The organism is Paraburkholderia sp. BR13439 (genome assembly GCF_040948805.1).
GTDB classification, from domain to species: domain Bacteria; phylum Pseudomonadota; class Gammaproteobacteria; order Burkholderiales; family Burkholderiaceae; genus Paraburkholderia; species Paraburkholderia youngii.
Map to the genome: position 1 here is coordinate 294,548 of NZ_JBFPKN010000002.1, position 18,439 is coordinate 312,986.

At 63.5% G+C, this 18,439-nt stretch carries 15 protein-coding genes; 10 read left to right on the forward strand and 5 right to left on the reverse strand.

Features of this window, described 5'->3' with window-relative positions:
• Positions 1-3: 3 nt before the first annotated feature.
• From tssM to AB3X96_RS05280, 5 genes are read left to right on the forward strand one after another with little or no spacing between them, the layout of a single operon-like run.
• Positions 4-3,597 (forward strand): type VI secretion system membrane subunit TssM, encoded by a 3,594-nt coding sequence (gene tssM, locus AB3X96_RS05260; protein WP_368588870.1) that lies wholly within the window; start codon positions 4-6, stop codon positions 3,595-3,597.
• A complete protein-coding gene (gene tagF / locus AB3X96_RS05265; protein WP_368588871.1) occupies positions 3,594-5,066 on the forward strand; it encodes a type VI secretion system-associated protein TagF in 1,473 nt (490 codons plus the stop codon). The genes tssM and tagF overlap by 4 nt, the downstream gene beginning before the upstream one ends.
• Positions 5,063-5,782, forward strand: coding sequence for a PP2C family serine/threonine-protein phosphatase (locus tag AB3X96_RS05270; RefSeq protein WP_368588872.1), 720 nt, complete (start codon positions 5,063-5,065; stop codon positions 5,780-5,782). The genes tagF and AB3X96_RS05270 overlap by 4 nt, the downstream gene beginning before the upstream one ends.
• Positions 5,779-5,922 (forward strand): hypothetical protein, encoded by a 144-nt coding sequence (locus tag AB3X96_RS05275; protein WP_368588873.1) that lies wholly within the window; start codon positions 5,779-5,781, stop codon positions 5,920-5,922. Before AB3X96_RS05270 ends, AB3X96_RS05275 begins: the two co-directional genes overlap by 4 nt.
• A 2-nt stretch (positions 5,923-5,924) precedes the next feature.
• Positions 5,925-6,218: a hypothetical protein gene (locus AB3X96_RS05280; RefSeq protein ID WP_368588874.1), complete on the forward strand. Its 294-nt coding sequence runs from the start codon at positions 5,925-5,927 to the stop codon at positions 6,216-6,218.
• Positions 6,219-6,231: 13 nt separating this feature from the next.
• Here the strand turns inward: AB3X96_RS05280 and tssA are convergent, their stop codons facing one another.
• Positions 6,232-7,299 carry a type VI secretion system protein TssA gene (gene tssA / locus AB3X96_RS05285; RefSeq protein WP_368588875.1) on the reverse strand — a complete coding sequence of 356 codons (1,068 nt, stop codon included), beginning with the start codon at positions 7,297-7,299 and terminating at the stop codon, positions 6,232-6,234.
• A 377-nt stretch (positions 7,300-7,676) separates the two neighbouring features.
• On the opposite strand from tssA, the gene AB3X96_RS05290 reads away from it, so the two are divergent.
• Positions 7,677-8,726, forward strand: a complete 1,050-nt coding sequence (locus AB3X96_RS05290) for a methyltransferase (protein WP_368588876.1) — start codon at positions 7,677-7,679, stop codon at positions 8,724-8,726.
• A gap of 206 nt (positions 8,727-8,932) precedes the next feature.
• Here AB3X96_RS05290 and AB3X96_RS05295 read toward each other — a convergent pair whose 3' ends face one another.
• Positions 8,933-9,142, reverse strand: coding sequence for a hypothetical protein (locus AB3X96_RS05295; RefSeq protein ID WP_368588877.1), 210 nt, complete (start codon positions 9,140-9,142; stop codon positions 8,933-8,935).
• 4 nt (positions 9,143-9,146) lie between these two features.
• The gene (locus AB3X96_RS05300; protein WP_368588878.1) at positions 9,147-10,094 is read right to left on the reverse strand and encodes a hypothetical protein; all 948 of its coding nucleotides are present in this window, start codon (positions 10,092-10,094) and stop codon (positions 9,147-9,149) included.
• Between the two features lie 1,261 nt (positions 10,095-11,355).
• Between AB3X96_RS05300 and AB3X96_RS05305 the strand changes: the two genes are divergently transcribed.
• From AB3X96_RS05305 to AB3X96_RS05315, 3 genes are all read left to right on the forward strand, one after another.
• Positions 11,356-12,426 carry a DNA-binding protein gene (locus AB3X96_RS05305; protein WP_368588879.1) on the forward strand — a complete coding sequence of 357 codons (1,071 nt, stop codon included), beginning with the start codon at positions 11,356-11,358 and terminating at the stop codon, positions 12,424-12,426.
• Between the two features lie 116 nt (positions 12,427-12,542).
• On the forward strand, positions 12,543-13,226 hold the full coding sequence (locus AB3X96_RS05310; protein WP_368588880.1) for an FMN-dependent NADH-azoreductase: 684 nt from the start codon (positions 12,543-12,545) through the stop codon (positions 13,224-13,226).
• Between the two features lie 4 nt (positions 13,227-13,230).
• The gene (locus AB3X96_RS05315; RefSeq protein WP_368588881.1) at positions 13,231-13,677 is read left to right on the forward strand and encodes a cupin domain-containing protein; all 447 of its coding nucleotides are present in this window, start codon (positions 13,231-13,233) and stop codon (positions 13,675-13,677) included.
• A gap of 72 nt (positions 13,678-13,749) precedes the next feature.
• Here the strand turns inward: AB3X96_RS05315 and AB3X96_RS05320 are convergent, their stop codons facing one another.
• Positions 13,750-14,157 (reverse strand): hypothetical protein, encoded by a 408-nt coding sequence (locus AB3X96_RS05320; protein WP_368588882.1) that lies wholly within the window; start codon positions 14,155-14,157, stop codon positions 13,750-13,752.
• Positions 14,158-14,452: 295 nt separating this feature from the next.
• Between AB3X96_RS05320 and AB3X96_RS05325 the strand changes: the two genes are divergently transcribed.
• The gene (locus tag AB3X96_RS05325; RefSeq protein ID WP_368588883.1) at positions 14,453-15,805 is read left to right on the forward strand and encodes an MFS transporter; all 1,353 of its coding nucleotides are present in this window, start codon (positions 14,453-14,455) and stop codon (positions 15,803-15,805) included.
• A 53-nt stretch (positions 15,806-15,858) separates the two neighbouring features.
• Here the strand turns inward: AB3X96_RS05325 and AB3X96_RS05330 are convergent, their stop codons facing one another.
• Complete coding sequence (locus tag AB3X96_RS05330; protein ID WP_368588884.1) at positions 15,859-18,408, reverse strand: penicillin-binding protein 1A; 2,550 nt, start codon at positions 18,406-18,408, stop codon at positions 15,859-15,861.
• Positions 18,409-18,439 lie beyond the last annotated feature (31 nt).

Below are 18,439 nucleotides of genomic sequence, written 5' to 3' on the forward strand. Positions count from 1 at the left end.
CCCATGAAAACACTGAAGAACTGGGTGACGTCCCGGTGGTTCCCCGTCGCGATCGGCCTGCTGCTGATCGCTGCGCTGATCTGGCTGGGCGGTCCTTACCTGGGCATCGGCGCACGGCAACCGCTCGCGAGCCCCGCAGCGCGGCTCGCGCTGATCTTCGCGCTCGTGCTGGCCTGGCTGCTTTACGAGCAGGCATTGCAATGGCGCGCGCGGCGCAAGACGTCGCAATTGTCTGGCGAGCTTGCGGGGCAGGACGCCGAGCTTCCCGCCGGCGCCGAGCGCGAGCAGTTGCAGCTGCGCTTTCGCGAAGCGATCGACACGTTGCGCAAGACGCGCACAAACGGCAGCAACCTCTATGCGCTACCCTGGTATGTCGTGATCGGTCCGCCAGGCTCGGGCAAGAGCACGCTGGTGCAGAATTCCGGCCTGGAGTTTCCGCTGTCGGAGCGCTTCGGCAAGCAGGCGCTGCGTGGCATCGGCGGCACGCGCAACTGCGACTGGTGGTTCACCGACGAAGCTGTGTTTCTGGACACCGCGGGCCGCTACACCACGCAGGACTCCGATGCGACCGCCGATGCTTCGGCATGGCTGGCATTTCTGTCGCTATTGCGCCGGTACCGGCGACGCCGTCCGTTGAACGGCGTGATCGTGACGATGAGCGTGTCCGATCTGCTGACACTCGACGAAGCGGCGCGTCAACAGCACGCGCGCGCGGTGCGTCGGCGCCTGGACGAACTCGCTCAGCATCTGAAGGTGGCGGTGCCCGTGTACCTCGTGTTCACCAAGTGCGATCTCGTGGCGGGTTTCACCGAGTTCTTCGACGACCTCGGGCCTGATCTGCGCAGCCAGGTCTGGGGCATGACGTTTCCCGTCGCGGCGGGTATCGAAGGCAGCGCCTGTGCGTGCTTCGCGGGCGAGTTCGACCTCTTGCTGGAGCGTCTCAATACGCGTGTGATCGAGCGTTTGCATGGAGAGCGCGATCGCAGCCGGCGCGCCGCCGTGCTCAGCTTTCCGCAGCAGCTCGGGGCGTTTCGCGAAATCGCCCGGCAGTTCGTCGAAGGCGTGTTCGGGCGGCATCAATACGGCGCAACACCGCTGCTGCGCGGCGTCTATCTGACCTCCGGCACCCAGCAGGACGCGCCCATCGACCGTATGCTGAGCGCGGTCGCGCGCACCTTCGGCGTCGACGCTGCACGCGTGCAGGGCGGCAGCACGCAAGCGCGGACCTATTTCGTCGAGCGGCTGCTGAAAGAAGTGCTATTCCGCGAGTCGGGCCTCGTCGGCACCAATCCGCGGCTTGAACGGCGGATGCTTCTGATGCAGACCGGCGCGTACCTGGGCATCGCGCTCGTCACGACGCTATTGATTGGCGGCTTCGCCACCAGCTACACGCGCAACCGCCTTTACGTCGCGGAGGTCCGGGACTCGCTGGAAGGTTTGCCGCCCGCCAGCAGCCTCGCCGCAGCACCGGACATCAAGGCTTATTTCGCGCGTGCGCTTGCTCGCCTCGAAGTCATCTCCGGCGCACAGGACGTCGCGGGTCGATATCAGGGCCATGTGCCATGGCTGATGCGCTTAGGCCTGTTCCAGGGGCACGCGCTATTCGAGCAGGTGCATCGCGCGTATCTGCGCGAACTGGATGGCACTTTGCTGCCCGGCGCGGGCGTGCGCTTTCGCGAAGGACTCAGCGCCAGCGCGAACGATCCGCAGTCGCTCTACGACTACCTGAAGGGCTATCTGATGCTGGGCCAGCCTCAGCATTTCGATCCTGGCGAGCTGGCCGCGCTCGCCCGCATCGAATGGCAACGTCTGTTCCCGCAGGACCCGACGATCCAGAAGGCGCTCGACAAGCACTTTTCTGCATTGGTCGACGATCCGGTAAAGCCGCGCGCCCTGACACTCGACAATGCGCTGATCGATCAGGCACGGGCGACGCTGAAGACGGCCGATCTCGCTACGCTGATCTACGGCAGCGTCCAGCTCGACGCGAATCGTTCGGGTGCGCCGCCGGTGCGTCTCGATCAGTCTCTAGGACTTCTTGGCAATGTATTCAACCGGAAAAGCGGTGCACCACTTTCGCAGCCGTTTCCCGCACTGTTCACGAGGCCGGTATTCGCCGCGGAGGCGTACGGCGGAATCGATCGGTCGGTGGACGGTTTCGTGAAAGACTACTGGGTGTTCAACGCCAGCCGCATCGATCCGCTCGCTCGCTCGCGCTATGAGCAGCAAGTGCTGACGCTGTACGAGCAGGATTACATCAAGGCATGGGACGCGCTGCTGTCCGATCTCCAGCTTCAGCCGGTGTCCGATATTCAGGGCGCGAGTGCGCTGGCCGCGAAACTGTCGGGCCCGAGTTCGCCGCTAAAGGCGCTGTTGCATCTCGTGCGTGACAACACCAGTGATATGTTGCGCGGTCCCACGGTCGACGGTGCAACGCCGGCTTCGTCGGCGTCGGCGGTGGGTGCGGAGGCGGCGACGGTCGGCGAGAACCTCGTCACGCGACGCGCGCTGAACACGCGTCTCGCACGCGAGCTGCGTGGTGCGGGCGCGACGCTGCCGAACGGGCCACCGGGCAGCCGCGGCGCAAATGCCGCAAACGCTGGCGTGGGTTCGGGCCAGGCGTCGGCCAGCCAGCCGGGCGCCGCCATCGAGGCGCATTTCGCACAGTTGAACCAGGTGAGCGTCGGCACACCCGGTTCGACGCCGCTCGATCAGATGAGCACCGTGCTCGACCAACTCGGCAAGAACCTGCTCACGATGACCGACCTGAGCGCGCCCGGCACGCAGAACAACCCGGCCGTGCTCGCGGCGCGCCAGGAGAGCGACCAGTTGCCGCCGCAGGTGGCTACGCTGATCTCTGGCTTGACAGGCAAGAGCGTGGAACTCGTCGCAAGCGGCGGCAGCGCAGCGCTCGCCAGCCAGTTTCGCGAGGCGGCGGGCAACGACTGTGCGAGTTTCGTGGACGGACGCTTTCCGTTCGCGTCGAACGGCACATCGGATATTCCCTTGCAGAATTTCGCGGAGCTGTTTGGCAGCGGCGGCCGCTTCGACAGCTTCTTCAAGTCGACGCTTGCGAGGTCCGTCGATACCAGTGGTCGCAACTGGCGCTGGAAGCCTGGCTCTGCTGCCGGTCCGGATGCCGTGCTGAGCGAGGCGCAGACCGCCGACGCGATCCGCCAGATCTATTTCCGCAATGGCGCGCAGCCGCAGGTCGGCTTTACGTTGCTCGCGCCGCAGCTCGACCCGTCGATCGCGAGGTTGACTGTCGAGGTCGACGGGCAGAAGTACGACTACACCGGTAGTGCGGGTAATGGTCCCGCCAGCATGCAGATGACTTGGCCCGGACCGCAGCCTGGGCATGTGGTCGTCAGCGCGTTCGACGCGTCGGGGCAAATCGTCGGTACGCCGCTGAAGTTCGACGGCGAGTGGGCGCTCTTTCACGCTCTCGATGCCGGTCATCTGCAAAAGCAGAGCGAGCTGCGCTATCTGGCGAGTTTCGACTTCGGCGGCCATGCCGCGAAGTTGCCTGTCGCGCCAGCGAGTCTGCAGAGCCCATTCCTCAACGATGCGGTCCGGCGTTTCAGGTGCCCGCGATGAACGGCGGCGTCGGCTTCTTCGGCAAGCTGCCCGGTGCGGGCGATTTCGTTCAGCGGCGGCTGCCATCGGCATTCGTCGAAAGCTGGGACCGTCACTTCCAGCGCGCGATCGAAGCCGGATGCCGCGAGTTCGGCGCGCACTGGCACGGCGCGTGGCGGCAGGGCGCGGCGTGGCGCTTCGTGCTGCCCGCAGGGGTGTGCGGCAACGTCACATGGTGTGGGCTGATCGGCCCGGCTCACGACCGGCTCGGCCGAGCCTTCCCAATGGTGCTGGCTGCGCCCAGCGGCAGTGATATCGCGACGCTGCTCGGCAATCACGCATGGTTCGACGCACTCGAGCGCGTCTATCGCGGCGCCCAGCGCGAAGCCGTGAGCGTCGAAACGTTCGACGCGAGCGTGACGGCATTGCCCGGTCCGCAGACGCGCGCGGAACCGGCGACGGACATGGCCACGCTCTGGCGCGCGCTGCCGTGGGATGGCGGCCAATGGCAATTGGGGCTGCCCGAAGGCGCAACCGCAGCGGTGATGCTGGCCGAAGCCTGGTCGCAGCTCGGCCGGCGGCCGGGGCCTTGGTGCCTCTGGTGGACGGAGGGCGCCGGACGCCTGCTCGCCACACGCGGCTTGCCGCAGAGCTATGCGGCGTTGCTGGACCCGGTGGCGATGCATGAGACGTCCGATCCGTTGGCCGTCGATGGATTGGCATTCACCGGGGCAGCCCCCGGTGATCCATCGACGAATGTGCCGTCGTTGGACGCGCCATACAGGGTGTGCGCCCCGCTTGCGTCGCATATTGACGATCGAGCGTTGCCCGTAGCCGTATCGGCAATCCATCCCTCTGCGGACCCCGACGACGCATTACTGCTGCTCGACGACGGCCGTACGCTGGTGCTGAGCGCCAACGACGGGCCGTCCCACCCGCAGCGAGACGCGGCCCGCGCCATTCGCGAGACGGCGCAGCGCTGCGCGGCGGATCTGCCTGGTTTGCGGTCTGGCCTGCTGGCGCTGCACGCGCAATTGCGCGAGGCGCGGCACGATGCACGCCACGCAGCAACAGAAAACGGCGCCGCCCTCGTCGCGCGTTTCGACGCAGCGCAGGTGCGATTGCTGCGCGTCGGCGCGGTGGCTGCCTGGCACTACCGGCGTGGCCAGTTACAACCGCTGTTCGTCGAGCGGGCGGCCGGCGCGGGCGGCGAATTCGACGATCTGTTGTTCGGCAATGCCTGGCTCACGATGCCGGGCATCGGTGCCGCCGAAGAGCCCGATTGCGACGAAGCGTGGGTCACGCTCGAGGACGGGGACCGGCTGCTGCTGCTCGTCACGCGCGCGCTCACCGAGCTTTCGCGCGCGTGTCTGAGCGATGCGCTGGCCTTGCCCACGAACGAGGACGCCCGCCTGCATCTCGCGGCGTGCGCGGGGCTGGCCGGGCGGCCCGCGCAATGGCCACTGGCCGTGATCAAAGTCGGCTCATGACGACGCGTTGCCGCTCCGCGGGGCGCACCGAGACAGGCAACGTGCGCAGCCGCAATGAAGACGCGATTCTCGTTCGCGAGGACCTCGGACTGTGGGCGGTGGCCGATGGTCTGGGCGGCCATTGCGCGGGCGACTACGCGAGCGCGCTGATCGTCGAGCGGCTCGGCGCGCTGAAACGCAATGACGACGTGTTCGACTTCATTGCCGCGATCGAAGACGGTCTGCAGCAGGTGAACACCGAACTGCGCGAGGCCGCCGCCACGCGGCGAGCCGACCTGATCGGCTCGACCGTCGCGCTGCTGGTGCATGACCCGCAGTTCGTGTTGTGCGGCTGGGTCGGCGATAGCCGGGTGTACGTGCAGGAAAACGGCGCACTGACGCAACTCACCCGCGACCACGCGGAAGTTCGGCCGATTGACGTCATGCATTCTGGACGCGGCGCGCAGGCCGGCGCCGGCGCGGGCGTGCTGACCCGAGCGGTTGGAGCCCATGAAACGCTCTACGTTGACTGGGCCGTTGCCGCCAGCCGTCCCGGCATGCAATTTCTGCTGTGCTCGGATGGCGTCAACAAGGAATTGAGCGACGGCGAATTGACGGCGACTTTTCGTGAGCCTCATAGTCCAGGCCGGCAGATCGAGCGCCTGTTCGAGCTCGCCCTGGCTCGCCCCGCGCGCGACAACATCTCCGCCGTCATCGTACGGTTTGAAGCATCGTGATTTCCTGCGATGAGCTTGCCAATCGCAACGGCAAGCAGCAACGGGAGCGCGGCCTCGGCGGAGCGCTCGACAAGAGCGAGGCGCTGAACGAGCACACGCCCGGAAGTGCCGGCGATGGAAAGAGGAGGCGGCAGGAATGAGAGTGGACGAACAACAGGTCAACGAAGCATTGCGTGCGCTCGACCAAGCTCATCGCTTGCAGCGGATTCAGCGCAACGAATATCGGCAACGCCGCCGCGTCTTGCTCGAATCGATGGTTGGGGATACTGCGGGTGCCGGCAATAGCGAGGGGCGGGCGGCCGACGGCGCCCGCAGTGCTGAAGGGGCGACACCGCGCCGGGGCTACGGTATCCGGCTGCTTGCCGCGTGCACGTTGCTGCTCTGCGTAGTCGTGGTGAGCGCCGTGCTGTTTTGCTGGTCAGCCTTTGCTCGATAGTGGCCCGCGGCATTTATTCTTCCTCGGGCCCGGCCAGCGTCTGCAGTTCCGCAAGGCTGCCGGGTGCGACGTTTTTCAGGACCTCCGCGAAGCTCTTGCCGACCAGACGTCGGGCTCGCTTGAGCAGGACCGGAAGCGGACTGGACGGTTCGTGATGTTCATAGTATTCGCAAATTTCATCGAGACGCAGGGCGATGTCGTCAGGTCCCTGGATTCGCCCGTTATTTTTTTCATCATCGCGCCGGGGGCCCGGTTTGGCGAGTGGATGCTCGCCGGGCGCGTCCTCGCCGGCCGACGCCAATCCTGAGGTGTGTGCTTCGCCGAGTTCTGGAAAGCGCCTCGACAATTGCGTATCGACGAACTTCTTCAGTTCTTCGATATCGCCGCAGAGCTGGTTCAGATCGGGGCCGGCCGCACCCAGCTTTTCGCCCGCAATCGCAGCGATGGCGCGCGCGTGATCCAGCGCGCAGGCAAGCGCCGCTGACGCAGCGGGTAACTGGTCGACGGGGCAATCGATGCAGCACGCTTCGAGCTCGGGCAGTGTCGGCGGCACGCCCTCGGCGGATGGCGTCGGATCGATTGCGCCTGTCGCGATGCGCAGATCGCGCAACGAAAAGCGGCCGAGCCGAGGCGAGGTCACGAAGGGCGCCTTGCGGAAATACGCGAGCACACTCCGGGGATCGCCAAGTGGCTTGATCGCGTTGGAGCGCGCCGTCACGTCGTTGTCGTCGTCGGCATCCAACTGGGGGTGCACTTCATCCCAGTAACGCTCCAGCAGACCACGAACCAGCCCAAGGCCGGCGCTCCAACCTGCGACGCCGTGTATGCGGGCCGAGGCAGCCGTGAGATGGATCGCTACGCGCAGATCCTTGGTATGGCTGAATAAAGCCTCGGCGGCGCTTGCCACCCTGTCCCAGTCGGGTTCTACGGCGGCCTTCAGGCTGTCGCCCATCGCCCGCTCGGATATCGGCGTTGCGATCTGTTCGAGAGCGATGAATTCCGGGTCGTATTCGAGGTTATCGCCGGTCGGGGAATGGTCATCGACAGGACGTAGCAGTTTGTCTGGATCGAATAGCGTCATGACTGACTCGCGAGGAAGTAAAGGCCGGGGAGAACAACCACATAACAGCTAACACCCGGTGTTTGTTCCGTGTCATCCAATCTTCGGTCAGTGAGCACTTTCCATTACGTGCGATGTAATTGGCGAGGCTCCCTGGGGGGCGTGGCGGCGCTGGCACGACATCGAGCAACGTAACGACGCGTCGCCGATGTGTGGAATGTGAGGCAAGCGGGGGAATAATGTTCGCCGGCGCAGTGTTCTGTTGTTGCAAACAGGAAATTCGATTCACCAGGAAGTCGTCGTCGCCAACGGAGTCGGTACGTTTCAGAAGAAGATTCACATAGCGAAGCAAGGCCGGCGGGGAACACCTTAGTACCTCTGCGAAAGGAAACAAGCCAATGGAAACGCAATCGAGCACCTTCACGTCTGAAACCGGGAGTGCGTCCGCCGACTCTCCCCAAAAGCTGCTTCAGTTGGCGATGGGCTTTTGGGCCTCAAAGACGCTGCTATCCGCGGTCGAACTCGACCTGTTCACGGTTCTTGGGAAGGGCCCCCGCAATGCGACCCAACTGATCGAGGAATTGCAGTTGCATCCGAGATCGGCGCTGGACTTTCTCGATGCTCTGGTTGCGCTAGGGGTCCTGGATCGAGACGACGGCCTGTACCGGAACACTGCTGACGCAGGTGCGTTTCTAGACAGAGCAAAGCCGGGTTGTATCGGAGGACTGTTGCTCATGACCAACAACCGCTTATACCCGTTCTGGGGTTCGCTGACCGAAGCGCTGCGCACCGGGCTACCGCAGAACGAAGCAAAGCAGGGCGGTGACCCATTCCACGCAATCTATCAGGACGAACGCGGGCTCCGTGAGTTTCTGGGCGCGATGACTGGCGTGAGTCTGGACCTGGCAAAAGAGATTGCGCAGAAATTTCCATGGCAGAACTATCGCTCGTTCGTCGACGTCGGTACTGCGCAGGGTGCCTTGGCGGCGGAGGTCGCGCGTGCGCACGAGCATCTTGCGGGTATTGGGTTCGATCTGCCCGCGGTCAGTCCCGTGTTCAACGACTACATTGCGGCGAACGATCTACAGGATCGAATTCACTTTCATCCAGGCGACTTCTTCAAAGACGAGTTGCCTTCGGCCGACGTGCTGGTGATGGGACACATTCTTCACGACTGGAATCTCGAACAGAAGCGCGAGTTACTCGCGAAGAGTTACGAGGCGCTGCCTGCTGGCGGATGTTTGATCGTCTACGACGCGGTGATTGACGACGAACGCAAACGGAACGTTTTCGGTTTGCTGATGAGTTTGAACATGCTGATCGAGACCCCCGGTGGTTTCGACTATACCGCCAGGCAGTGCCGTGAATGGATGACCGAGGCAGGTTTCCGGGAGGTTAGAGTCGAGCCGCTGGTCGGGCAAAACTCGATGATTATCGGAATCCGGTAGCGAGGCAGGCGCAGGGATGCTGTGGTCACTCGAACGGCTGGTCCACTCCGAAACCCGCCGATGCGCGTACTCCCGACCCCTATGCGCAGGTCGCAACTATGCGCACATAATATGAGAACGCCCGCACTGGCCCAGATCTGGCGAGGATTCAGGCCGATGCCGGCTGCGCACGTCTGTGGAGCGGTTTAGCACAAACATTTTTTTGATTACCGGTCGCGGATCAGGTCCGACGACATGGCGATGCGCTGGTTGCCGCGACCGCCAATCAAAAAAATCTCTGCAATATGGGCCATTGGGCATAAGCAAGCCATCTTCCGCATAAACGAGAGCGTGCAATTGATGGTGTTCTCCGGGTATCTCTTTGGGGCGTCGTAGATAGACCGCATACGGGGCACCGGCATCGCGAGCGCCAGCATGAATTCAAACCAGAAAGCTCAGCAGATCCATGTAGCGTTGCCTGGCAGGCATTTCGGTATTGCGATTCATCAAACGATGCCAGGCTAGAGACTTGCTGGTCTTATCGCGCGTAGCCTTGTCGGAAAGATCGAAGGTGACCGAATACTGGAGATCATTTAAGAACGTCCATACCTCATGTGGCGTATGGAAACCATCAATAAGGCCGAGCATTTCCCCTTGTATCGCATTGACCTTTTCCCGGATCGGGGTCGCGCCGGTCAGATTCGGATCGAACTTCAGATGCTCTCGGGCCATATTCTTGTAGATGACCATCCTCCCGATAGCTTGCGATGAGAGTTGCGGCTTGCCTTGCGCATCATAGGCCGGACCGTTCGAGAATTCGTCAGAGGCGGCTAATGCTTCATGCAGGGCGTTGGCATAGCTTCTAAGGTTCGCTCGCACTTTCTCGATGGCCTGATTGATATCGGCCCGGTCTGGAACGAGATTATCCGGAGATCCATTGATCTTTTTGGCGACGAATATCATGTATTCATCGACGGTCTTGGCCATAGTCCGGTAACGCAGTTCGTCTATTGGTTTTTTTAATTCACTCAAGAGCTCACCAGGTTTTTTGAATTCCTTTTCCATCGCGGTGAATACACCGTTTAGTATCGGCTTGAGATGTTCGTCCCAATGCAGGAGATGGCGTCTATCCTCTACTGGAACCAGAATACCATTAACTGTTTTCTTTTCGTCCCGATTGACACTGATCTTTTCTGCTTCAGTCGTCCAGGCCGGTCGTCCCACGAAGTTGATTTCCCCTGTGTGCATCCGGTGAATGCGTAGGGGCTGCTCGGCCGCAGCGGCCCATTGCCTGATTTTTTTCTTCTGGGTTGGATTGGGAATGATTGTGGTCCTGGATTTACTTTTGACTTTCCTGTTAGAAGCTGAACTATGTGAAGCGGCAACCATGTCCGTACTCCGGTTGAGTATTTCGTGTCCTCGCCCAAACGAACTTTTTCAGCAAGGTGTCGGGAATTACGTTTGTTGAAGTGATCGCGATAAAGAATCCGCTTGATGGAATAGCTTCGGGCCCGGAATTGAGTGCTCACACCCGCGCCGACTCGCAGCCGCTCCACATCGCTCACCAGTTCTCAAGCCGAACGCGCAAGAGCGCTGACCAAAAAAAGAAGGCCACCTAAAACAGAGTAGACGGTATCCCTGGGCGGAAATATCCCGCAAAAAGAATGAATGTTGACTTGTCTTTCCCCCCAAACCCCCCAAGATCTGCGGGCGGCGCTCCATAAGCAGAGGCGCACGACGCAGACCGCCGTGAGCAACAAAGGCAATACATCCATCTTAGCGGCGAGCACGACGAACCTCATCTCCAACTAATGGTGGGGACTGGGGCATCGCTTTGCGCTCACCAGTTCTTCGCATGGGCCATGGCTTTGCCTCGCCGTCTCACGATTCATACAACATCTGGCAGTCAATAAATATTCCACCGTTCCGTGGAATTCGCATTACATGCCGTACGGAGCATGGAGATTGATTGTGCACACGTTTGTTCCGGTGTCTCGAAGGCGGCTCTCTCAACGTCGGCCAAGGCTACCACTGCGCGCGCTATTGCTTGCGACTTATTCCCTTCTGTTCGAGGTTCTGAAAAGACGTGTCAAAGAAGGAGGGGTGTTAGACGTAAGAGGCGTCCGGATCGTCGACTCGTTTGTACCAGTCGCGTATTTACCTGACTTCCGGCTCCCGGCGAGCTTGGACGTGACCGAGGGATTCGTCATCTTTCCGACGCTTCCAGACTTTGATTTAAGTTCGGTCAGGCCTCGAACGGTCGGATAGCTTTCGATCAATGTCGGACATGGTCAAGTTATTTCTGGTGCGAGGGGCAGATGGTGGCCGTTTGACGTGCGAGTCGCTGGAGCTTTCAGAAGATCGATGTGGTGGATTCAAATGAGGAAGAGCCCGCAAAAACTCGGCAGAAATACTTAGGCCTAGGCGATTCGGGTCCCTGTAGATGTTTTGATGGGACAAAAGAACGAGTCTTGAGGGAATCACTGACCGACGAAGCATGGGCGGCCGCCGACAGACTGATCCGCTATCTGGACGACAGTATACACGACATTATAGTACTAATGTCGTGTATAAGGCTCAAGTGCGTAGTATTTCGAGCGTTTTACGTTGTATTATCAACGCAATCCAAATTTCCCAGGCCGGTACCACCATGACCCTCGAAGCCGACATCGAAGTCGCCCGCCAAAATGCGTCCGACACGCAGACGCTTTATCGCGAAGTCTGCGCGTTGCTGTTTTTCCGCTACGGCGAAACGCCGACCGCAAACCGCCTGTATCAATTGGTGCGTAAAGGCAGCATGAGCGCGCCGGCCAAGGCGTTGCGCGATTTCTGGACCGACGTGCGTGACAAAACGCGTGTCGATGTCGGCCGTCCGGATTTGCCGGCCGAGGTCGCAACAGCCGCCGGCGAGTTCGCGGCGCAGATGTGGCGTCTGTCGAGCGACGCCGCGAACGCTGCGCTAGACGTGTTCAGGCAGGACGCCGACGCCCAAATCTCCGCAGCGCAAAAACAGGCCGAGCAACGGGACAGGCAGCGTCAGGAAGCCGTCGAGCAGGCCGAAAAGTCGGCCAACGACGCCGCGACCCTGCGCGCGCGGCTCGCCGGGCTCGAGGCGCGCATCGTCGAACTGCAGACCGCCAACGACATGCTGACGGCGCAACTGACGGCATCGAAGGAAGAAATCGCGGCAGGCGCCGCCGCGCTCGCCGATGCCCGCCGGGATTTCGCCGACGAACTCGCGAAGCTGCGCCGCTCGCACGAGCAGAACGAGCAGCGGCTCGCCGCTGCGGAAAAGCGCGCATTGCTCGAAATCGACGGTGAACGGGCCGCGGCGCAACGTCTGCGCAAGGAGCTTCAGGCGAGTCAGGAGCGGGCGGCGACGCTCGAAGCCGAATCGCGAACCGAGCGCGACGCGCTGCGCAACGAGTTGGCCGCAACAAAGGCGGAACTGGCTGCCTCGGCTGCGCGGCATGCCGAGACCCGCGGACAGCTTGCGGAAAAGGACGCGTTGCTGGCTGAACGCGTGGCTGCGACCGACCAGTTACGCCAGCGTATCGACACGCTGTCGCGGCAGATCGAGACGGCGCGAACAGAAAAAACGTCCGCGCGCCCTGCCCGCCGCGCCCGCGAAAAAACATCCGCGCAAGGCCGCGCAACGGCGGGTTTCTCTGGCGGACCGTTCGTCAAACGCTCGACCACCGCCAAATCACGCGAGTCGTAACAACGCGCATAAGCGGCATAAGTGGTCACCTCGAATTCAACAAAACCGGTTATTCCACCACGCCAGTCGACCGTCTAACCTGAGCTCACGTTAAACCCACCGCAAGGACGGTCCCCATGAAGATCATGCACGTCGACGGCAGCGCGAAGCGCGAGCGATCCAATTCCCGCGCGCTCGCCCGCTATTTTCTCGAGCGTCTGCGCGAAGAGCGCGTCGAGTTCGACGTCGACTATCTGGACGTGACAGTCGACACACCACCGCACGTCTCCGAAGCGTTCGCGATCGCCACCTACACGGCCGCGCAAGAGCGCACAGCGGCGATGAAAGCGACGCTGGCGTCATCGGATGCGCTATGCGCGCGCCTGCTCGCCGCCGACGCGCTGGTGTTCGCCATGCCGATGTACAACTGGTCGATGCCGTCGGCGTTCAAGGCGTTCATCGATAGCGTCACGCGGACCGGCGTGACCTACCTGCACGCGGAAGACGGTCGCATCGTCGGGCAGCTCGGCCGGCACAAGGTGTTGTTCATCACGAGCCGCGGCGCGGATCTGCGCGCGGGCTCGCCGTATGAATCGATGGATGCGCTGACGCCGGCGCTGAAGGCTGCATTCGGTTTTCTTGGCGTCGCCGCGCCGACGTTCGTCGATGCGCAGCCGCTGCAGTTCGCCAATCCCGAAGCGCGGGCCGCGGCGCTCGAACGCGCGCGTGGAGAATTGGCCAGGGTTGCGGTGCAGTGGGCACAAGGCGAACGCGTGGCAAACCGGCAAGCCGAGCCGTTGTGCCAGGCTGACGCGGAGTGAAGCTATGAATACGATCCGCACTTTATTCGCGTCGGCGCTGTTCGCCGGCGCCGCGATCACGGGCACGTGGCGGTCCGCCTATGCCGCCGACACCGCCGAGGCGAGCGCAGCCCCTCACGAAACCATCGCCCCCGCCTTCGCCGTCCCGATCGCGAACGTGCCGGGCAAGACGATGACCGCGCTCGTCGTCGACTATGCGCCGGGCGGCAAGTCGGCGCCGCATCGGCATGGCCAGGCGTTCGTGGTGGGCTATGTGCTGTCGGGCGCGATCCGCAGCCGTGTCGATAACGGCGGGGAGCGCGTCTACCATGCGGGCGAATCGTGGACCGAGAAGCCCGGCGCGCATCACATGGTCAGCGAGGACGCGAGCACGACCGAGCCGGCAAAACTGCTCGCGATTTTCGTCGCGGGTACGAACGACCAGCACCTGGTGACGTTCGATAAAAAGTAATCGTCATCGGGCGGCGGCACTCGCCGCCCGCGCGCATCGATGCAGGTGCAACGAGCTGCGCGCAACGCGGCATCAGAAGCGCGGATGACACTCGAAGCTGACCGACGACGCGTGTTCGGTCATCGCGCTGACACCGCTGACCGTCTCCCGATTCACGCTGCTTTGCATGCCGCGACGATCGCAGTAGTCGCGCGCCTCGTTCATCGCGAGTTCGTGCGCGCGCGCCCAGGCCATGCGTCCTCCGGTCGCGCTCGCGGCGACCGTGTAGCTGCCGGGCTCGCCGCTCGCGACCACATCCGTGCTCGACGCGCAACCGAAGAGACTCGCGCACGCGAGCGCCAATGCGAGCGCTCCGCGCACACGCGTGAGCAGCGGCGCCCTCTTCCTTGCTGCGCTCGCCACTCGCGCGACGCCCTCGGCTTCGCATACCCGCACCGTTGTGCACGCTTCGGCAAGACCGTCCGAACTCTGATTCAACATCGTGGATCACCTGCATTTTTAACCGATTAGTCAGGCAGTGATTATCCGGAATCGTTCGCGCAAGATCAGCCGATACAACCGAAAACACTGTTGCGCGGCTCTTAACAATGGACATGACCACAATGCCGTGACCACATCGGCATTGAGCGGACCACGTGGTTCACAAAAGACTTCCGGAATCCCTTGTGAGCGTTTAGTCTGTAGCGATGCCTGTTCGACAGACGGGCATATCGAACCGCGGACGGACCCCACCACATAGCGGCATACACCGGTCGCCGAACCGGAGGAGACATATATGGATCTCGAGGCACGTACCCTTCATCGCGTCACGATGCGGCTCATACCGTTTCTGATGCTGTGCTACTTCATCGCTTATCTGGATCGCGTGAACGTCGGCTTCGCGGCCTTGCAGATGAACAAGGCGCTCGATCTGTCCGCGAGCGCGTTCGGCTTCGGCGCGGGCGTGTTCTTTCTCGCGTACTTCTTTTTCGAAGTGCCGTCGAACCTGCTGCTCGAACGATTCGGCGCACGCCGCTGGATCGCGCGGATCATGTTCTCGTGGGGCATACTCGCAGGCGCGATGGCCTTCATCCCGGACATCTCGCGCTTCACCGGGCTATCGCCCGCGCGCGTGTTTTACGGCCTGCGCATTCTGCTTGGTATTGCCGAGGCCGGCTTTTTCCCAGGCATCATTTTTCTGCTGACCTTGTGGTTTCCGGCCGCGTATCGCGGGCGCGTGGTCGGCTATTTCATGGCGGCGATTCCGCTGTCGACTGTGATCGGCGGCCCAATCTCCGGCGCACTGCTGTCGCTCGACGGCATCGGTGGACTCGGCGGCTGGCAGTGGCTGTATCTGATCGAGGCGGCGCCCGCGGTATTGCTGTCGGTCGCAGTGCTGCTCTATTTGACCGACAAGCCCGCCGACGCCACCTGGCTCAGCACCGAGGAGCGCGAATGGCTGATCGCACGCCAGAAGCAGGAGCGCGAGCATCGCGAGGCGGTGCGCCACTTCAGCGTGAAGGAGGCGCTGATCAATCCGCGCGTGCTCGCCATCGCGCTGATCTATTTTGGCGCGAATGCGACCAACTACGGCCTGAGCTTCTTCCTGCCGCAGATTGTGAAGGCGTTCGGTCTGACCAATCTGCAGACGGGTTTCGTCACGTCGCTGCCGTACGTGGTCGGGCTCATCGGCATGATTGTGTGGGGGCGGCATTCGGATCGCCACCTCGAGCGCCGCTGGCACGTCGCGATTGCGCTGTTCCTTGCGGCGGGCGGCATCGCGGTCTCGGCCGGACTCGACAATCCGGTGCTGAAGATGATTGCGCTATCGATTGCCGGCTTCGGCATCTTCGGTTGCCTGCCGGTGATCTGGACCTTGCCGGCCGCGTTCCTGTCGGGCGCGGCGGCCGCGGGCGGCATCGCCGCGATCAATTCGCTCGGCAATCTGGCGGGTTTCTTCGGCCCGTTCGCGATGGGCTGGATCAAGGACAGCACCGGCGGCTTCGGCGCCGGGCTGCTATGCCTCGCGGGCGCGGGGCTGATCGGGATGGCGGCGGTGTTGCTGCTGCATCACGACACGTCGCTCGAGACGGCGCATGGCAATCCGCATGCGCGGCCGCCGGGTGAAACGGGCGTCGCGAGGTCTTAGCCTTCCGCCTCACCCAGTTCGATTCGCACCCGGGCAGCGCGCCCGGGTCGCATTCAGTTCGCCCCGCTGCCGTTATTCGACCCTGCGCCGCCCTGACCGCCCGCGTCGGGCGGTACGACGTCGTCTGGCGTCGGGGTCGGCGCGAGCGCGGCCGCACCGCCGCCATGCGTTTCACCGTCGACGGGATTACCGGGCGGCGTCGTGGGAGCCCCTTCCGACCCCGACCCGGACCCCGACCCCGACCCAGGCGCCGGCAGCAACGGCGGCAACTCGCGCACCTCGCCCTGCACCGCGGACGCGCCCGCTGCCTCTGACGCCGCCGGAGCACCCACGGCGGACGCCGATGGCTGCACCGGCGCCACCGGCGCGCGCCGCGCCGGAGCACGCGCCATGACCGGCTTGTCCGGCTGCGCCGGCGTGCGCGTGAACAGACTCCCGATCCAGTTGCGCAAGCGTTCGGCGCGCTCCGCGAACCACCCGGGCTGCTGCGCGGTATCGAACTTCATGTGGCTGTCGACGAGCCGCGAGCGCTGCGCGCGCTGGAAGAAATCACCGACGATCGGCAGCGCGCTATGCGCACCCTGCCCCCAGTAATCGCTGCGCAATGTCACGCGGCTGTCATTGAAGCCGACCCACGCCCCCGCCACCAGTTGCGGCTGCATCAGGATGAACCAGCCATCCGCGTTGCCCTGGGTCGTGCCGGTCTTGCCCGCGACGTCGCCGCGCACGCCAAAGCGCGTGCGGATGCTCGCGCCGGTGCCGCGGCTGACCACGTCGCGCATCACGTCGACGAGCGTGCGCGCCGCGTCGGCGGGCAACTCCCGCCTCGGCGTGGCCGGGCTGAATTCGGCGAGCAGGTTGCCGTTGCGATCCTCGATGCGCGTGACCATCAGCGGCTCGACATAGCCGCCGAGGTTCGCGATGGTGCCGTACGCCGACACCATTTCCTTCAGCGTGACCGGGCTCGTGCCGAGCGCGAGCGACGGCACCGGGTCGAGCTGGCTGTCGCGCACGCCCATCGCGCGCGCGAGCTTCGCGACCCGGTTCGGACCGACCGACTCCATCACCTGCGCGGTGATGCGGTTGCGCGAATACGCGAGCGCATCGCGCAGGCTGATCATGCGGCCGCTCGGCTCGTCCTCGTCGTTCGGCTTCCAGAGTTCGCCGCCGGCGAGTTCGATCTGGACCGGATTGTCCGGCAGTTTGTCGTCGGGCTTCGCGCCGGCCTCGAAGGCCGCCGCGTAGACGAACGGCTTGAACGTCGAGCCCGGCTGACGGCGCGCCTGCTGCACGTGATCGAACGGATCAACCCCAAAGTCGCGGCTGCCGACCCACGCCTTGATCTCGCCGGTGCGCGGATCCATCGCCAGGAAGTCGGCCTGCACGCGCGTCTTCGTATCGCACACGCTTTGTACGAGCTTGCGATCGGCGAGCAGGTGTTTGAGCGCGTCGTCGTCGGACAGGCCCGTGTCTTTGGCCGCGCGGAAGTCGGGCGTCTCGCGCAGGAACGTGCGCAGCAGGTCTTTGTCGGCCGAGCAGCCGGCGCGGGTGCCCCACGCCGAGTTCGCGATGTTCTGCAACTGATTGCCCTGCAGCGTGACCGCCTGGGTCGCCATCGCCTGGAGGCGCGAGTCGATCGTCGTGCGCACGACGAGCCCATCGGAATAGATGTTGTAGTCGTTGCGATCGGCCCACGCGACCAGCCATTTGCGCAGTTGCTGGGTGAAGTGCGGCGCGGGTCCGGGCGGCTCGATCTGGCGCTCGAAGTCCAGACGCAGCGGCTTGCGGGCGAGCCCGTCGTACTGCGCGGGCGTCAGCTTGCCGTACTTGACCAGCTGCGCGAGCACCGTATTGCGCCGCTGCAACGCGCGCTCGGGGTTCAGCACCGGGTTGTAGTACGCGTTGCCCTTCAGCATGCCGGTCAGCGTCGCGGCTTCGAGCACGTTCAGCTCGGACGCGGACTTGTCGAAATAGGTGCGCGCGGCCATTTCGATGCCGTACGCGTTGTACAGGAACGGCACCGTGTTCAGGTAGGTTTCGAGGATCTCGTCCTTCGTGTAGAACGCCTCGATCTTCAGTGCGGTGATCGCTTCTTTCAGCTTGCGCGTCAGAGTCGGCGCGCGGCCGATTTCGTCGGGATACAGATTGCGCGCGAGCTGCTGCGTGATCGTCGAGCCGCCCTGGCGGTCGCCGGAGAACGTGTGCAGCGCGGCCGAAGCGGTGCGCCGCCAGTCGAGCCCGAAATGCTGATAGAAGCGGTGATCCTCGGTCGCGATCAGCGCGTTGACGACGTTCGGCGAGATGTCCGTCAGCTTGACCCACTCGCGGTTCGACGGCTTGAACTCGGCGAGCAGCTTGCCGTCCGTCGAAAGGATCTGCGCGGGCTGCTCGATCTTCGCCTTGCGGATGTCGCCGATGCTCGGCGTGAACGGAATCAGCAGCAGCACGTACAGCACGAACAGCAGCGGCAGCGCGGCGAGCCCCCACGCGAACGTGCGGCGGGTCGGGTGTCGCAGATGCCACGCGGCCTTCGCGAACAGCGGATTCGCGAGGGTCAGCCCTTTGTCGAGGGCCGCCAGAAAGGAGGAAAAGAGGCGCTTCACGTGCTGTCGTCGGCTGGGAAAGGCGCAATCG